At 42.3% G+C, this 13,801-nt stretch carries 18 protein-coding genes; 11 read left to right on the top strand and 7 right to left on the bottom strand.

Features of this window, described 5'->3' with window-relative positions:
• Positions 1 to 3: 3 nt before the first annotated feature.
• From DMZ48_RS17395 to DMZ48_RS17370, 6 genes are all read right to left on the bottom strand, one after another.
• Positions 4 to 1,014, bottom strand: coding sequence for a potassium channel family protein (locus tag DMZ48_RS17395; protein WP_143956452.1), 1,011 nt, complete (start codon positions 1,012 to 1,014; stop codon positions 4 to 6).
• Positions 1,015 to 1,019: 5 nt separating this feature from the next.
• Positions 1,020 to 1,247, bottom strand: coding sequence for a PspC domain-containing protein (locus DMZ48_RS17390; RefSeq protein ID WP_143956451.1), 228 nt, complete (start codon positions 1,245 to 1,247; stop codon positions 1,020 to 1,022).
• A gap of 15 nt (positions 1,248 to 1,262) precedes the next feature.
• The gene (locus DMZ48_RS17385; protein ID WP_162558752.1) at positions 1,263 to 2,537 is read right to left on the bottom strand and encodes a DUF2851 family protein; all 1,275 of its coding nucleotides are present in this window, start codon (positions 2,535 to 2,537) and stop codon (positions 1,263 to 1,265) included.
• A gap of 72 nt (positions 2,538 to 2,609) precedes the next feature.
• On the bottom strand, positions 2,610 to 2,924 hold the full coding sequence (locus DMZ48_RS17380) for a rhodanese-like domain-containing protein (protein ID WP_143956449.1): 315 nt from the start codon (positions 2,922 to 2,924) through the stop codon (positions 2,610 to 2,612).
• A 76-nt stretch (positions 2,925 to 3,000) separates the two neighbouring features.
• Positions 3,001 to 3,615: a thioredoxin family protein gene (locus tag DMZ48_RS17375; protein ID WP_143956448.1), complete on the bottom strand. Its 615-nt coding sequence runs from the start codon at positions 3,613 to 3,615 to the stop codon at positions 3,001 to 3,003.
• Positions 3,616 to 3,631: 16 nt separating this feature from the next.
• Positions 3,632 to 4,186, bottom strand: coding sequence for a TlpA disulfide reductase family protein (locus DMZ48_RS17370; RefSeq protein ID WP_143956447.1), 555 nt, complete (start codon positions 4,184 to 4,186; stop codon positions 3,632 to 3,634).
• A gap of 202 nt (positions 4,187 to 4,388) precedes the next feature.
• Here DMZ48_RS17370 and DMZ48_RS17365 point away from each other — a divergent pair, with 202 nt between their 5' ends.
• The 11 genes from DMZ48_RS17365 (at position 4,389) to DMZ48_RS18700 (ending at position 13,052) form a co-directional block, all read left to right on the top strand.
• On the top strand, positions 4,389 to 4,805 hold the full coding sequence (locus tag DMZ48_RS17365) for a MarR family winged helix-turn-helix transcriptional regulator (RefSeq protein ID WP_242009247.1): 417 nt from the start codon (positions 4,389 to 4,391) through the stop codon (positions 4,803 to 4,805).
• 42 nt (positions 4,806 to 4,847) lie between these two features.
• Complete coding sequence (locus DMZ48_RS17360) at positions 4,848 to 5,495, top strand: NAD(P)H-dependent oxidoreductase (RefSeq protein ID WP_143956445.1); 648 nt, start codon at positions 4,848 to 4,850, stop codon at positions 5,493 to 5,495.
• A 10-nt stretch (positions 5,496 to 5,505) separates the two neighbouring features.
• Positions 5,506 to 6,081 (top strand): YceI family protein, encoded by a 576-nt coding sequence (locus tag DMZ48_RS17355; RefSeq protein WP_143956444.1) that lies wholly within the window; start codon positions 5,506 to 5,508, stop codon positions 6,079 to 6,081.
• A 277-nt stretch (positions 6,082 to 6,358) separates the two neighbouring features.
• Positions 6,359 to 7,762 carry an anthranilate synthase component I family protein gene (locus DMZ48_RS17350; RefSeq protein WP_143956443.1) on the top strand — a complete coding sequence of 468 codons (1,404 nt, stop codon included), beginning with the start codon at positions 6,359 to 6,361 and terminating at the stop codon, positions 7,760 to 7,762.
• 21 nt (positions 7,763 to 7,783) lie between these two features.
• On the top strand, positions 7,784 to 8,347 hold the full coding sequence (locus DMZ48_RS17345; RefSeq protein ID WP_143956442.1) for an anthranilate synthase component II: 564 nt from the start codon (positions 7,784 to 7,786) through the stop codon (positions 8,345 to 8,347).
• A gap of 48 nt (positions 8,348 to 8,395) precedes the next feature.
• On the top strand, positions 8,396 to 9,388 hold the full coding sequence (trpD, locus tag DMZ48_RS17340; RefSeq protein ID WP_143956441.1) for an anthranilate phosphoribosyltransferase: 993 nt from the start codon (positions 8,396 to 8,398) through the stop codon (positions 9,386 to 9,388).
• A 22-nt stretch (positions 9,389 to 9,410) separates the two neighbouring features.
• A complete protein-coding gene (gene trpC / locus DMZ48_RS17335; RefSeq protein WP_143956440.1) occupies positions 9,411 to 10,205 on the top strand; it encodes an indole-3-glycerol phosphate synthase TrpC in 795 nt (264 codons plus the stop codon).
• Entirely contained in the window at positions 10,202 to 10,849 is a 648-nt protein-coding gene (locus tag DMZ48_RS17330) for a phosphoribosylanthranilate isomerase (RefSeq protein ID WP_143956439.1), read from the top strand. Before trpC ends, DMZ48_RS17330 begins: the two co-directional genes overlap by 4 nt.
• A gap of 15 nt (positions 10,850 to 10,864) precedes the next feature.
• A complete protein-coding gene (trpB, locus tag DMZ48_RS17325) occupies positions 10,865 to 12,046 on the top strand; it encodes a tryptophan synthase subunit beta (protein ID WP_143956438.1) in 1,182 nt (393 codons plus the stop codon).
• 7 nt (positions 12,047 to 12,053) lie between these two features.
• On the top strand, positions 12,054 to 12,815 hold the full coding sequence (gene trpA, locus DMZ48_RS17320) for a tryptophan synthase subunit alpha (RefSeq protein WP_143956437.1): 762 nt from the start codon (positions 12,054 to 12,056) through the stop codon (positions 12,813 to 12,815).
• Between the two features lie 96 nt (positions 12,816 to 12,911).
• Positions 12,912 to 13,052, top strand: coding sequence for a hypothetical protein (locus DMZ48_RS18700; RefSeq protein WP_199288018.1), 141 nt, complete (start codon positions 12,912 to 12,914; stop codon positions 13,050 to 13,052).
• 48 nt (positions 13,053 to 13,100) lie between these two features.
• On the opposite strand, the gene DMZ48_RS17315 is transcribed toward DMZ48_RS18700, so the two are convergent.
• Positions 13,101 to 13,754, bottom strand: a complete 654-nt coding sequence (locus tag DMZ48_RS17315; protein WP_143956436.1) for a uracil-DNA glycosylase family protein — start codon at positions 13,752 to 13,754, stop codon at positions 13,101 to 13,103.
• Positions 13,755 to 13,801: the final 47 nt, after the last annotated feature.

Genomic DNA, 13,801 nt, shown 5'->3' with positions numbered 1-13,801 from the left:
ATCTCATGTCCTTCCCAATAGGAAATTATTGAGTTTATCGATCTGTTCCGGACGTCCCAACACCATCAGTTTGGAATTCGGCAACAGTTTTATACTCACCTCAGGATTGATGATATACTTACCGTCAGGCTGTTTGAGTCCTATTACGGTACAACCTGAAATTCTCCGTATATCGAGGTCCAGTAACGATTTATGATGATATTTCTCAGGCAGGTCATCAAATGAGATCTCTTCAAGATTGGTGCGCTGTTCCCCTTCCATCGCCAGTTGATTCATAAATTCCACGAGATCCGGTAATACCACAAGGGAAGCCATATGCCCCCCACCGATCTTGTCCGGCATCACAGCATTATCGGCTCCGGCCTGCCGTAATTTCTTCAGGGAAGATTCTTCAGATGCCCTGCTGATAATATGAAGATTGCGATTCAGTTGTCGGGAAGAAAGCACCACGAACAAATTATCCGCATCCTTTGGCAATGCCGATATCAGACAGGTTGCCCTATCAATTCCGGCTTCCATCAATACATCATCCTCATGGGCATTCCCCTCAACGAACAGAATATCCTCATCATAATGTTCGATCAGTTCCGGATTTCGTTCAATGACTACGAACGGTCTTCGGTACTTCTGTAAACGGGAAGCGGCTTCCTTACCATTACGTCCAAAGCCACATATGATCACATGGTCTTTTAACAAGTCGAGTTTTTTCCGTTTCATCTTGTATTTGATTTTATTGATGGTATTCCGGGAAATTAAATATTCTGTTATGGCGGAAATAGCAAAAGCTACGATAAAAACACTGGAAACAATAAGTGCGATTGTAAATACCTTCGTAGTCGGATCTGAAGGACGTACCTCACTGTAACCTACGGTCGTAATCGTGATCACGGTCATATAAAGCGCATCGATCCAGTCGTAATTCGCCAATATGCGGTACCCTAAAACGCCGGATAATAACAGGGTTATTAACAGGAAGATCGATAAGGCGAATTTGGACCTGAATATTCTTAGCATAGTGATTACAGATCAAAAACGGAAGTGCGTTTGGTATAGATCAGGTCTTTTAAACGCAACCAGAATGCCAGAGTCAGGTACACAAAGAACCAGATTCCGAAGGTCGCGAAGGTTGCATAGATAAAGAATAAACGAACATTTTTAGTCTTCATCCCCAGGCGCTCGGCAAGACGCGAAGACACAGCATAACCATGCTTCTCAAAAAAATACCTGATGTCGCTTAATACATTCACTTTACAAATATAAAATTATCCGCTTATTATTTTACTCCCGACAGCACATTGCAAACACTTATTTCGATTGCAGTAATTATGATATAACTGCAATAAACCCTGTGACTCCAAAGAGGAATCTGTTTTCACACCTAATCTATTAAAACTCTGTATAATGGAATTACGTTCAGCCCGGATAGTGGCCGACATTTCCGAGATCATACCGGAAGCATCATCCCCTCTTTGAACATAAAAAGCATATTTGACAGGGATTACTGTATTAATGATCAAAAGATCAATCGTGTCACGAGATAGCTTTTTCGGGTATTTACGCCGAGTCGATTTACCAAAAACGTAATGATCGTTCCAATAAAACGAACCCTGTACAAATAAAGAATCACGAACTTTCTCAAGGTCCTTATTGCGAATTACGGAATCGAATAATTGTTGATTTTCACGAAACATTGCTGCCAGTTGTGATAATCTAATGGTTGGAAAATTATCAGGTCGTAAACCGAAATATTCCGGAGCATGAAAAGGCAGTTTCTTCAGGTTATATTTCCGATATAAAAATCTGTATTCCGACTGTAATCTACGATACTGACTCTCCCCGTGTTCGCTATCCAGCATATTGGCCTGCCCGTACAACAGTGCTTCCAGCGACTCTCCTGAAACCAGGACCTTTCTGATCAGGGTAAGACGGAGTGATCTCGCCAGATCATAGAAATAACCGGCATTAACCTTTGTGCCCATCGCTTTAAAAAGATATCGAAAGAACAATTCTTCCCAATCACCATTGCAGTGTTCGAGCTCTTCATAGATACCTTTTGTTCGTTCCTCCAGCCGCTCAAAAAACATACGCTCCAACCAGTGAGTAACCATAAAGTCAGGCACCTCGTTAATACGTCTTTCACAATTGATGAATGTTTTTCTGGCCTTAAATAATTCCGTATAGTTTCGGAGCAGGGTCTGCGGTATTAAGCGACGGAGTTCTACAGCCGGAATCTCTGACCCGTTTTGAGTGTATACCGGACGATCATACGCCCATACCACATGAAGAATCACATTATTATACCGGGAATCGGAATCGTGACGATGCTGATACCAATCTGAAGCTTTGACATGAAGCTCTACATTTCCTGCCCAAAGCTGACCACCGATCTCAATACGTGCATTGAAGAAATCCGGACCGGAATAATGGTTGTGACTCCCGGCTCTGAAGATAATGACCGGTAATCCGTCTGTCGTAAAAAGCTTTGATGGCTTTAATTTCTGGTGGCTCCAGATATAATGGAGAAGATCTTCTTTCACCGGCAAATAGTTTACCGGTGAATTTACGAAAATCTTTATAATATAGAATATTTTCTACGTATGAAATAACGATCAATCCTGTGTGATCTCACCTTGCCATTTCATGATACCTCCTGTAAGATTATAGGAATTAGCAAAACCTAACTGATCCATAAGCTTACATGCTTGTCCGCTTCGGTTCCCTGAACGACAGTATACATAGTAATTTTTAGATTTATCCAGTTTCTCGAGTTCTTCTATAAACTTCTGACCCTGGTAAATATCGATATGTACCATTCCGGGTATGTATCCTTCATCTACTTCAGCATCGGTTCTAACATCCAGGATTACCGCATTGTCATCCTTTTCTAATTGTGCTTCCCATTCTTCCTGAGACAGATCTGCCATAATATTGAATCAATTTGTATTAATAAAAAAATCCGAAGCCTGAGCTTCGGATTACAAAGTTACTATTTTTTCTTTTCTATACTTTGATAGAACAACCGATTGCCTTGGTATTCTTGATCTCTATTTCTTTACCGCTCAACATCGCGTCTATAGCATTTTCAACAAAGGTGGTTTCCACTGCAGAAACATCCTGGTAATTATCGTCTACCGCTCCGATATAACGAACCACATTTCCATTTGCTGTTTTCTCTAAAAGAAAGCAGTGCGGAGTTCTGGTTGCACCATATTTCGGAAACACCGTTTGACCTTCATCCAATAAATAAGGGAAGGTGAATCCTTTTTCTGCAGCACGCTCTTTCATCTTATCATAACTATCCTTGGGTTGTACATCCGGATTGTTTGGATTGATAGCGATCACAGGAACGCCCTTTTCTTTATATTTTGCATCCAGTGCAATGATACGGTCTTCATATGCCACAGCATACGGACAACTATTACAGGTGAAAACGACAAGATATCCTTTAACATCTTTATAATCTGACAAGGAAATCATCTTCCCGTCTATATTTTTCAACTTAAAGTCATCTGCTACATCACCTATCTTATAACCATCGTTATATTCTTTGGGCATTGCAAAAGCGGTCAGTGCGAACACGCTTAAAAAAGCAATGATAAATTTCGAAGTTCTCATATTGATTAGCAATTGGTTATAACGCTTTCTTCAAAGCGTTCTCAAGCTCCATAAAGGTAAAAGATTTTTCATAAAACGCACGATTATTTTTATTAAATATAAGCGTGGCTGGGATGGCCCCCGACCAGTCGTTATCTACTTTAGGGATCCACTCGTTCATTTTGGGATCATCGAGCAACAAGACCTTGCTCTTCAAATGTTTCTTTTCAAGGAAAGGGATGAGTAGCTCATCTGCTTTCGCCGGAAAATCCAGACTAACCAGTACTACTTCAACATTTTTATCACGGTACTTATCATTGATCTCCTCAAAATGCGGAAGTTCGGCAACACAGGGTTTACACCAGGTAGCCCAGAAATTCACCACATACGTACGTTCATCTTTTCTATTGAGCAATTTCTGCAGGCCCTCAAAATCATAAACTTTAACACTTTGATTCACCCCTTCTATAACATGTTTAGGCTCTGCTCCAAAGGCAAAATCACCATTTTCGGATACTGCAGAATTCTGCGCTCCTGTCTCTTTGCATCCAAAGGAGATCACCGTTATGAATACGGCTATAAGATACTTCATATCAATTGTCAGGTTTAATAGGTTTACTACGGTTTTGAATATGGTTGTTCTAATAAATGTATGAATGAAAGGTAAAGCCTTCGAATATTTAACTTTTTTTTATCAGTTAAAAAATTTGGAAAAGTCATTTATCATCGTACATTTGTACCAACAAATATTGTAGTGACAATTGAAAATCGAAAAGATCATAAAATCTGAATCTATGCCATCCGGAAGAAAAACCGTGATCAACCTGATGTATACGGCAAACCTGGTGGGCGAACGCACCACAGAATTGCTCAAGCCATTTGGCATCACCGTACAGCAGTTCAATGTACTGCGCATTCTGCGTGGTCAGAAAGGTAAACCGGCGAACCTGTTTACCATTCAGGAGCGTATGATCCACAAAATGAGTAACACTACCCGACTGGTAGACAAACTTATTGAAAAAAAATTGGTAGACCGTATGGTTTGCCCGAATAACCGAAGAAAAGTGGAGATCAGTATTACGGATTCCGGATTGAAACTTCTAAGTGAGATCGATGGGCCGATCGACGAACTGAATCTTACATTGGTGGAAGCATTCACTCCCGAAGAACTGGAAACCTTCAATATTTTTCTTGAAAGAATACGATCTTAATTAAAAAAATTTACACTAACATTTGTATATACAACTAAAGTTATGACAACAATAGAAAACAGCACCTTCATCGACAATATGAACTGGCGATATGCCACTAAAAAGTTCAATGCGGAAAAAAAGCTCAGTGAAGCTGAACTTGAGATCCTTACCGAAGCCATTCGTTTGAGTCCCTCTTCCTATGGCCTGCAACCTTACAAGGTATTCGTTATTACCGATCCTGAATTAAGAGCAGAATTACAAAAGGCTTCATTTATGCAGCCCCAGATCACCGATGCTTCACAGCTGATCGTGTTTGCTAATCAACTCAATTTTGGAAGCGAAGAGATTCAATCCTATATAGAGAACATTGCAGACACTCGTAAAATGGATATCAAAAATCTCGATGGATTTAGCCAGATGATGAATAACCAGGTGAACTCTTTACCGGAAGATGTAAAGAATAACTGGACTGCCAAACAGGCATATATCGCCCTCGGAAACCTACTTGCAGCAGCCGCAAACCTACACATAGACGCTTGTCCGATGGAAGGTTTCGATGCCGCAAAATACAATGAGATCCTGAATTTAAAATCTGAAAATCTCAACGCCTGTCTGGTAGCTGCGATCGGTTATCGCGATGCCGACGATGAGACACAGCATTACACAAAAGTTAGAAAATCTAAACAAGAATTATTTATAAATCTATAATCTGAACACAATGACTAAGAACATTTTAAAATCCGTATTGGCCCTTACTGTAATATTCGGAAGTTTCGCCTATACCCTGCCACTGGTTGAAAAACCCGTAAAAGTTGAAAACAGCTCTGTATCCTGGAAAGGATATAAAGTAACCGGTTCGCACGAAGGAACTGTAGCTCTGAAAAAAGGAATTCTGACCTTTGACGGCGATAAATTAGCCGGAGGTGAATTCACTGTTGATATGACCTCACTGGTATCCACTGACCTTACCGGTGAATATAAAGGAAAACTGGAAGGACACCTGAAATCAGATGATTTCTTCGGAGTTGAAAAATACCCTAACGCTACTTTGGTATTTACGAAAGTTTCGGCTACCGGAAAGAATGCGTATAAAGTTACCGGTGACCTTACCATCAAAGGTAAAACACACCCTGTAAACTTTGACCTTTCAATCTATGGAAGCAAAGCAACTGCAAGCGTTAAGATCGACAGAGCTAAATATGATATCCGATATGGATCCGGAAGCTTCTTTGACAATTTAGGAGATAAAACCATCTATGATGAATTTGATCTGGTAGTAGATCTGGAATTCTAATTCCCCCTAAGTTTAAGTTTAATTGTTATGATAAGATCCTGTGTTTTAACCGACACAGGATTTTTTTTTTAATCCTTGCTATGAAAATTTAAAAATCGTTTCTATATTTGACCTCAACATGAGAAACAATATTAACATTATCTGGTGGTGGTCTAACTTACGTTCGAATTCGTGAGCAGACGCCCCTATGATGTAATCAAAATATAAAAGGCCTGTCGATCACGACAGGCCTTTTTTGTTTCCAATAGTTTTTGAAATTAAGAAATCACAGAAAACCATGCATACCTTTGAATTAAAGACACATTATAAGCAGATACTCGCCGACACCATTACCCCGGTGAGCGTCTATCTAAAGATACGGGATAAATTTCCGAACAGCATTTTGCTTGAATCCAGTGACTATCATGCAAACGACAATAGTTTTTCGTACATCTGTTTCGACCCGATCGCCTCGGTAAAAGTCGAAAATGAAACGATCGTACGCCACTACCCTGACGGTACCCATCTTTCAGATGCGCTAACCTCAGAAAGTGATGTTCCGGCCATGATCGAAGCCTTTGCTAAAAGCTTTAAAACAGAAAATAACGGATTTAAGTTCATCACCAACGGACTCTTCGGCTATATCGCTTATGATGCCGTTCGCTATTTCGAAGATATCGAGATTCGGAAAAAAGAGGATTCTTTACAGATTCCGGATATCTATTATGCGGTATATCGCAACATCATCGCGATCAATCACTTTAAGAATGAAGCTTATATCTTTTGTCATTCCTCTGATGATTCACATAATATTGCGGATATTCAACAATTACTCGCAGCGCGAAACTTCGCTTCTTACAACTTCCAAAAAGTTGGTGAACCTCATTCTTTTCTCAAGGATGAAGATTACAGAGCACTGGTTGAAAAAGCCCGCCATCACTGTAAACGCGGTGACGTGTTCCAATTGGTGCTGAGCCGAAGATTTTCCCAACAATTCAAAGGCGATGAATTCAACGTTTATCGAGCCCTGCGATCCATCAATCCTTCTCCCTACCTCTTCTATTTCGATTACGGAAACTTCAAGATCTTTGGAAGTTCCCCGGAAGCACAATTGGTGGTAAAGAACGATAAGGCTGAGATCCATCCGATCGCCGGCACCTTTAAACGCACGGGTAATGATGAGAAAGACGCCCAACTGGCCATTGAACTTTCCGAAGATCTAAAAGAAAACAGCGAACATGTAATGCTGGTGGATCTGGCAAGAAACGATCTCAGCCGAAACGGCAACAGTGTTGCTGTGGAGACCTACCGTGAAGTTCAGTATTTCTCCCATGTGATACACCTGGTTTCCAAGGTCACTGCCAGAAAAAAACCTGAGATCTCGACCATGCGGGTCGTTGCCGACACCTTTCCTGCCGGAACGCTGAGTGGAGCTCCGAAGCACATGGCTATGCAACTGATCGATCGTTATGAACACAGTCAGCGGGATTATTATGGCGGGGCCATCGGTTTTATGGATTTCAACGGAAACTTCAACCATGCTATTATGATACGGACCTTCCTGAGCAAGGATTACCGCCTTTATTATCAGGCAGGTGCCGGACTTGTATCCGCATCCGTTGCGGAGAATGAATTACAGGAAACCTATAACAAACTCGGAGCTCTGAACAAAGCCATGGATATGGCGGAAGAGATAAAATAAAATTTCCAATTGGAGAAAAATATGAAAAAAGTATTGGTAATCGATAACTATGACAGCTTCACCTATAATCTGGTACATTACCTGGAAGACCTGGATTGCGAGGTAGAAGTTTACCGGAATGATCAGATCGATCTTGATATCGTCGAAGATTTTGAAAAGATCGTCCTATCACCCGGTCCCGGAATTCCTGACGAAGCCGGACTTTTAAAGCCTCTCATAAAACGCTTCGCTCCTACCAAGAGTATCTTTGGAGTGTGCCTCGGACAACAAGCCATCGGTGAAGTTTTCGGGGGTTCACTTATCAATATCGAAGAGGTATATCACGGGGTGAGCACTGCTATTAAGATCATTGCTGACGACCCTATCTATAATAACCTTCCTGAAGAGATCGAGGTCGGTCGTTACCACAGTTGGGTGGTCGACCCTAAAGTCCCAAACGATCTGATCATAACCGCCATTGACGAAAACGGCCAGATCATGTCGTTAAAACACCGTGAATATGATGTCCGGGGTGTACAATATCACCCGGAATCGGTACTCACCCCTGAAGGTAAAACCATTTTAAAGAACTGGCTCGACATGTAATTTTCCAACATGCAGCACAATCGATAAAATGACTTTAAAAAAACTACAATGAAAACAATTTTAAACCGATTAATAAATCACGAGACCATCAGTAAGGAAGAAGCCAGAAATGCTTTGGTAATGATCTCAAACGGGGAAGTAAACACCAGTCAGATCGCAGCTTTTCTTACCGTCTATATGATGCGTAACATCACCATCGAGGAACTGGAAGGCTTCAGGGATGCCCTGCAGGAACTCTGCCTTTCTGTAGACCTCAACGGCCATGAGACCATCGATCTATGCGGGACCGGAGGAGACGGTAAAGACACCTTTAATATTTCAACACTCGCCTCTTTCATCACGGCAGCAGCAGGAGTTAAGGTTACCAAACATGGGAATTACGGCGTTTCTTCAAAATGTGGCTCCAGTAATGTCATGGAACATCTCGGAATCCGATTCTCCCAGGATGTCGATTTCCTTAACCGCTGCATCGACCAGGCCGGAATCTGTATATTACATGCTCCCCTGTTCCATCCGGCCATGAAGCATGTGGCTCCTATTCGCAGAGAACTGGCGGTGAAGACTTTTTTCAACATGCTGGGACCGATGGTTAATCCGGCATTCCCTAAGAATCAAATGGTAGGCGTATTCAACCTGGAACTCGCCCGACTTTATGGTTACCTCTATCAAAACACAGAAAAGAACTATACCATCCTTCATGCCCTTGACGGCTATGATGAGATCTCGCTCACCGGAAAGACCAAGGTCATTCGCAACAACCATGAACAAATGTTGGAAGCAGCAGATTTCGGAGTTACCGAAGTAAAGCAAAGTGAGATCATCGGAGGTGGAAGCATTGAATCATCAGCAGCCATCTTTATAAATGTTTTAGAAGGAAAAGGAACCACTGCGCAAAATAATGTGGTTTGCGCCAATGCTGCCATGGCCATTGCAACGGTTAAGAACACCCCGGTACATGATAGCTTTGCAGAAGCCAAAGAAGTGCTTCTGAGCGGTAAGGCGCTGGAAGTACTCAGAAAAATACAACAACTCAGTGCTTAAGACTGATAATCGATATACTCAAATGAACATACTGGATAGAATTATAGCTGATAAACGGAAGGAAGTTGCTTTAAGAAGTTCACTGATACCCATAAAGCAACTGGAGGCCTCGGCTCTTTTCGATCGAAAGATCAATGCTCTTTCCGATCGCTTGCGAAACAGCGAGTCCGGGATCATCGCTGAACACAAACGCCGATCCCCTTCAAAGGCAGTGATCAACCAGCAATTGAATGTACAGGATGTGGCGACAGGGTATCAGCGAGCCGGGGTGTGCGGAATGTCTGTCTTAACCGATGTCAAATATTTCGGTGGGGCGATCGACGACCTGCTGATCGCCAGAGCCGCCGTGGAAATTCCTTTATTACGAAAGGAATTCATAATAGATCCTTACCAGCTATTTGAGGCTAAGGCCTATGGAGCCGATGTGATTTTACTCATCGCAGCGGTACTCACCACCCGGGAAATGCAAGACCTGGCTAAACTCGCCAGTGAACTGCAATTGGAAGTATTGCTGGAGGTTCATGACCTGGAAGAATTACAGCGATCACTGATACCGGAAGTGGCCATGATCGGAGTAAATAACCGAAATCTCAAAACTTTCGAGGTATCTTTGGATACCAGCCGGTCCTTAGCGTCACATATTCCCGATTCTTTCGTGAAGGTTTCCGAAAGTGGCATCAGTGACACTGCATCCATTGCAGGTTTAAGAGACTACGGTTACCGTGGATTCCTGATCGGTGAGAATTTTATGAAAACCGAGGATCCGGGAAAAAATGCCGGGGAATTTATTAGTCAGCTTCAAAAAACCACCTCATGAAATTAAAGATCTGCGGAATGAAACATCCGGCCAATATAAAGGCTGTAGGCAATTTGAATCCCGACTATCTCGGCTTTATCATGTACGAAAAGTCTCCGAGGTTCTTCGAAGGAATCATTCCGGAACTTCCGGATTCAATACGAAAGGTGGGTGTATTCGTCAATGCAGATATCGATTCGCTTCTCAAATCAGTGAAGTATTACCGCTTTAATGCCATTCAATTACACGGAAATGAAAGTCCTGAATATCTGGCGAAACTGGATGCTTTACTTCTGGAGGAATTTGGCAACGGGGTATGCAAACCGGAATTGATTAAGGTGTTCTCCGTCATCGACAGGATCGAGGCTAAAACGATCAGTCGATATGAGCAATATTCCGATTTCTTTCTGTTTGATACGAAAGGACTTCTCCCCGGCGGCAATGGTTTTACCTTCAACTGGTCAGCGCTGGATGAATATCCGTCAGAGACTCCCTTTTTTCTGAGTGGAGGTATCGGGCAGCAGGAGATCGGACAAATTCTTGAATTTTTGAGTTCACCGGCAGCGGCCTATTGTCATGCGATCGATGTGAACAGCAGATTCGAATCTGAACCCGGAATGAAGATTCCGGAAAAACTTAAACTTTTTAAATCATTGTTACCTTAACAGAAATACAACCAAATGAACTATAATGTAGACAGCAACGGATATTACGGGAATTTTGGCGGGGCATATATTCCAGAAATGCTCTACCCGAATGTGGAAGAACTTCGTCAACGTTATCTTGAAGTGATGAACGAGCCTGATTTCAAAGTTACTTTCGATAAGCTGCTCCGCGATTATGTGGGCAGACCCTCGCCTTTGTATTTTGCCTCAAGACTTTCCGAAAAGCATGGCGCCAGGATCTATCTGAAACGTGAAGACCTGAATCATACCGGTGCCCATAAGATCAATAATACCATCGGACAAATTCTGATGGCCCGAAAATTGGGTAAGAAACGGATCATTGCAGAGACCGGTGCCGGACAACACGGGGTTGCAACTGCTACCGTATGTGCACTGATGGGAATGGAATGTGTCGTGTATATGGGAGAAATCGATATCGCTCGCCAGGCTCCAAATGTCGCCAGGATGAAAATGCTCGGAGCTACGGTCAGACCTGCGCTTTCCGGAAGCCGCACACTCAAGGACGCGACAAATGAAGCTATTCGTGACTGGATCAACAACCCGGTCGACACACATTATATCATCGGGTCTGCCATTGGCCCGCATCCGTATCCCGATATGGTTACGCGATTTCAAAGCATCATATCAGAAGAGATCAAATGGCAATTAAAAGAGAAAGAAGGAAGGGAAAATCCTGATTATGTGATCGCCTGTATCGGCGGTGGCAGTAATGCTGCAGGTACGTATTATCATTTTCTGGATCAACCGGAAGTAGGCATAATCGCCGTGGAAGCAGCCGGAAAAGGAATTCATTCCGGTGAGAGTGCAGCAACTTCTATTCTTGGAAAGGAAGGAATAATTCATGGTTGTAAAACTTTATTGATGCAATCGGAAGACGGTCAGATCACCGAACCATACTCCATCTCTGCCGGACTTGACTATCCCGGAGTTGGTCCGATGCATGCCCATCTCTACACTTCCGGAAGAGGTGAATTCTACTCCGCCACTGACGATGAAGCCATGCATGCCGGACTGGAGCTCGCAAAATTAGAAGGGATCATCCCGGCTATTGAGTCCAGCCATGCATTCGCGGTATTCAACCATAAAAATTTCAAAAAAGACGACATCGTTGTTATCAGTCTTTCAGGTCGTGGCGACAAAGACCTCGATACCTATATCAATTATTTTAATCTCTAATGCTATCATGAACAGGATCGAAAAGAAATTACAGGAAGATAAAAAGTTATTATCGATATATTTTACCGCAGGATATCCTCAAATAAACGATACTACCGATATAATCCAATCGCTGGAAAAGGAAGGTGTCGACCTGATCGAGATCGGCTTACCCTTCAGCGATCCACTTGCAGACGGGCCGACCATTCAGCAAAGCTCCACCGATGCCTTAAAGAATGGAATGAGTACCGCTGTGCTTTTCGAACAACTTAAGGATATTCGAAAAACGGTCTCCATTCCGCTGATCATCATGGGGTATTTCAATCCCATATTACAATTTGGCGTGGAAGAATTCTGTAAAAAGTGTCATGAGATCGGTATTGACGGACTCATCATTCCTGACCTTCCCGTTGATGTTTATAAAAGGGAATATCAGGCCTTATTCGAGCAATACGGCCTTTTCAATATATTCCTGATCACTCCTCAGACCAGTGATGAACGCATCCGTTTTATAGATGCTGTTTCCAACGGATTTATCTACATGGTAAGTTCTGCCAGTGTAACTGGAGCGAAGAGCGAATTCGGAAATACGCAGGAATCCTATTTCAAAAGGATCAGTGATATGGATTTGAAAACTCCACAAATCGTAGGTTTCGGGATCTCAAATGCTACAACCTTTCAGGCCGCCACTAAATATGCTCATGGAGCGATCATTGGCTCAGCCTTTATCAAATGCCTGAACGAAAAAGGCATAACAGGTATCCCTGACTTTATAGGAAGTATTCGATAGTCGGTTTAACATACCATAACAAGGTTTTAATAAGGCTTTAGCACCCTTTTCTTCTATATTTCCCTATATTAAGAATGAACCTTAAAAACTATGAATATGGGAACTATAGCAGACAAAAAATGGAAAAGAAAAAAACAACAGGAAAACCCGACAAATCCGTCTGGTAATACCAATATCGATACCAACGATTTCGATGTTGACAAGAAAACGATCAAGGAACAGCAGAACAAACAGTGATGCTGTCCCCCAGATAAACAAACCGGAGCCACGTCTCCGGTTTTTTGTTTAAAAATATCTTGAATACTGGTCTACCCGGTAATCGAAGGTCGTATAATCCGGATTCTGTTGTTTCTTCCTTTTGTATTCGGGAATGCTTCCAACCGCCCGATTGGCTGACCCCGATGGTGATATCAAAGAAACCGTCCTGATCGTTCGTCCGTCCAATACAAACTCATGTTCCCTCGGCAGCTCCTCGGACACTTGAACAAATGATAATTCATGTGCCTTTAACTGTCTTCTAAAGAAATATTCTGGCGCATTCTTACTGTTTCCTCCCGTGAATAACAGTGTATCCACACTTGAGAATTTCCGTAATCCTCCTAAAAGGTCACGTAAAACCACATTCTCCATACTTGTATCTGCAGCATCCATCCTTTGCCTTTCGGCACTTTCAACGATGTCAAAGATTCCTATCCCTTTCGATCTCAGAAATTGTTTTCGTTGCGCTATGGCCAATGCTGTAGAAGCAAATTCCAGATTCAGTTCGAAAATAGTATCCAGGATCTTCCACAGTTGTCCGTCACGACTTCCATAGCAGAAATCAACATCGCCTTCCTTAAGCAATCCGGCACTAAATCGTGGTGGAGGCAGGGTGCCTACAATTAATTTACGAGTGTTTTCGGGAACAAAAGGAGGATATGGATGGAAATGATGAAACATAATTTGACAAAAGTCCTTATTTTATTTAAATTAAGAAAGAAACAAAT

This window comes from Robertkochia solimangrovi, from assembly GCF_007279655.1.
Classification (GTDB): Bacteria; Bacteroidota; Bacteroidia; order Flavobacteriales; family Flavobacteriaceae; genus Robertkochia; species Robertkochia solimangrovi.
This window is presented reverse-complemented; position numbering and strand designations above follow the sequence as displayed.

Excerpts from the sequence above, each read along its gene's own strand:
- DMZ48_RS17395 (WP_143956452.1), bottom strand. The coding sequence starts at position 1,014 with ATGCTAAGAATATTCAGGTCCAAATTCGCCTTATCGATCTTCCTGTTA.
- DMZ48_RS17380 (WP_143956449.1), bottom strand. The coding sequence starts at position 2,924 with ATGGCAGATCTGTCTCAGGAAGAATGGGAAGCACAATTAGAAAAGGAT.
- DMZ48_RS17375 (WP_143956448.1), bottom strand. The coding sequence starts at position 3,615 with ATGAGAACTTCGAAATTTATCATTGCTTTTTTAAGCGTGTTCGCACTG.
- DMZ48_RS17370 (WP_143956447.1), bottom strand. The coding sequence starts at position 4,186 with ATGAAGTATCTTATAGCCGTATTCATAACGGTGATCTCCTTTGGATGC.
- DMZ48_RS17365 (WP_242009247.1), top strand. The coding sequence starts at position 4,389 with ATGCCATCCGGAAGAAAAACCGTGATCAACCTGATGTATACGGCAAAC.
- DMZ48_RS17360 (WP_143956445.1), top strand. The coding sequence starts at position 4,848 with ATGACAACAATAGAAAACAGCACCTTCATCGACAATATGAACTGGCGA.
- DMZ48_RS17355 (WP_143956444.1), top strand. The coding sequence starts at position 5,506 with ATGACTAAGAACATTTTAAAATCCGTATTGGCCCTTACTGTAATATTC.
- DMZ48_RS17350 (WP_143956443.1), top strand. The coding sequence starts at position 6,359 with ATGCATACCTTTGAATTAAAGACACATTATAAGCAGATACTCGCCGAC.
- DMZ48_RS17345 (WP_143956442.1), top strand. The coding sequence starts at position 7,784 with ATGAAAAAAGTATTGGTAATCGATAACTATGACAGCTTCACCTATAAT.
- trpD (WP_143956441.1), top strand. The coding sequence starts at position 8,396 with ATGAAAACAATTTTAAACCGATTAATAAATCACGAGACCATCAGTAAG.
- trpC (WP_143956440.1), top strand. The coding sequence starts at position 9,411 with ATGAACATACTGGATAGAATTATAGCTGATAAACGGAAGGAAGTTGCT.
- DMZ48_RS17330 (WP_143956439.1), top strand. The coding sequence starts at position 10,202 with ATGAAATTAAAGATCTGCGGAATGAAACATCCGGCCAATATAAAGGCT.
- trpB (WP_143956438.1), top strand. The coding sequence starts at position 10,865 with ATGAACTATAATGTAGACAGCAACGGATATTACGGGAATTTTGGCGGG.
- trpA (WP_143956437.1), top strand. The coding sequence starts at position 12,054 with ATGAACAGGATCGAAAAGAAATTACAGGAAGATAAAAAGTTATTATCG.
- DMZ48_RS18700 (WP_199288018.1), top strand. The coding sequence starts at position 12,912 with ATGGGAACTATAGCAGACAAAAAATGGAAAAGAAAAAAACAACAGGAA.
- DMZ48_RS17315 (WP_143956436.1), bottom strand. The coding sequence starts at position 13,754 with ATGTTTCATCATTTCCATCCATATCCTCCTTTTGTTCCCGAAAACACT.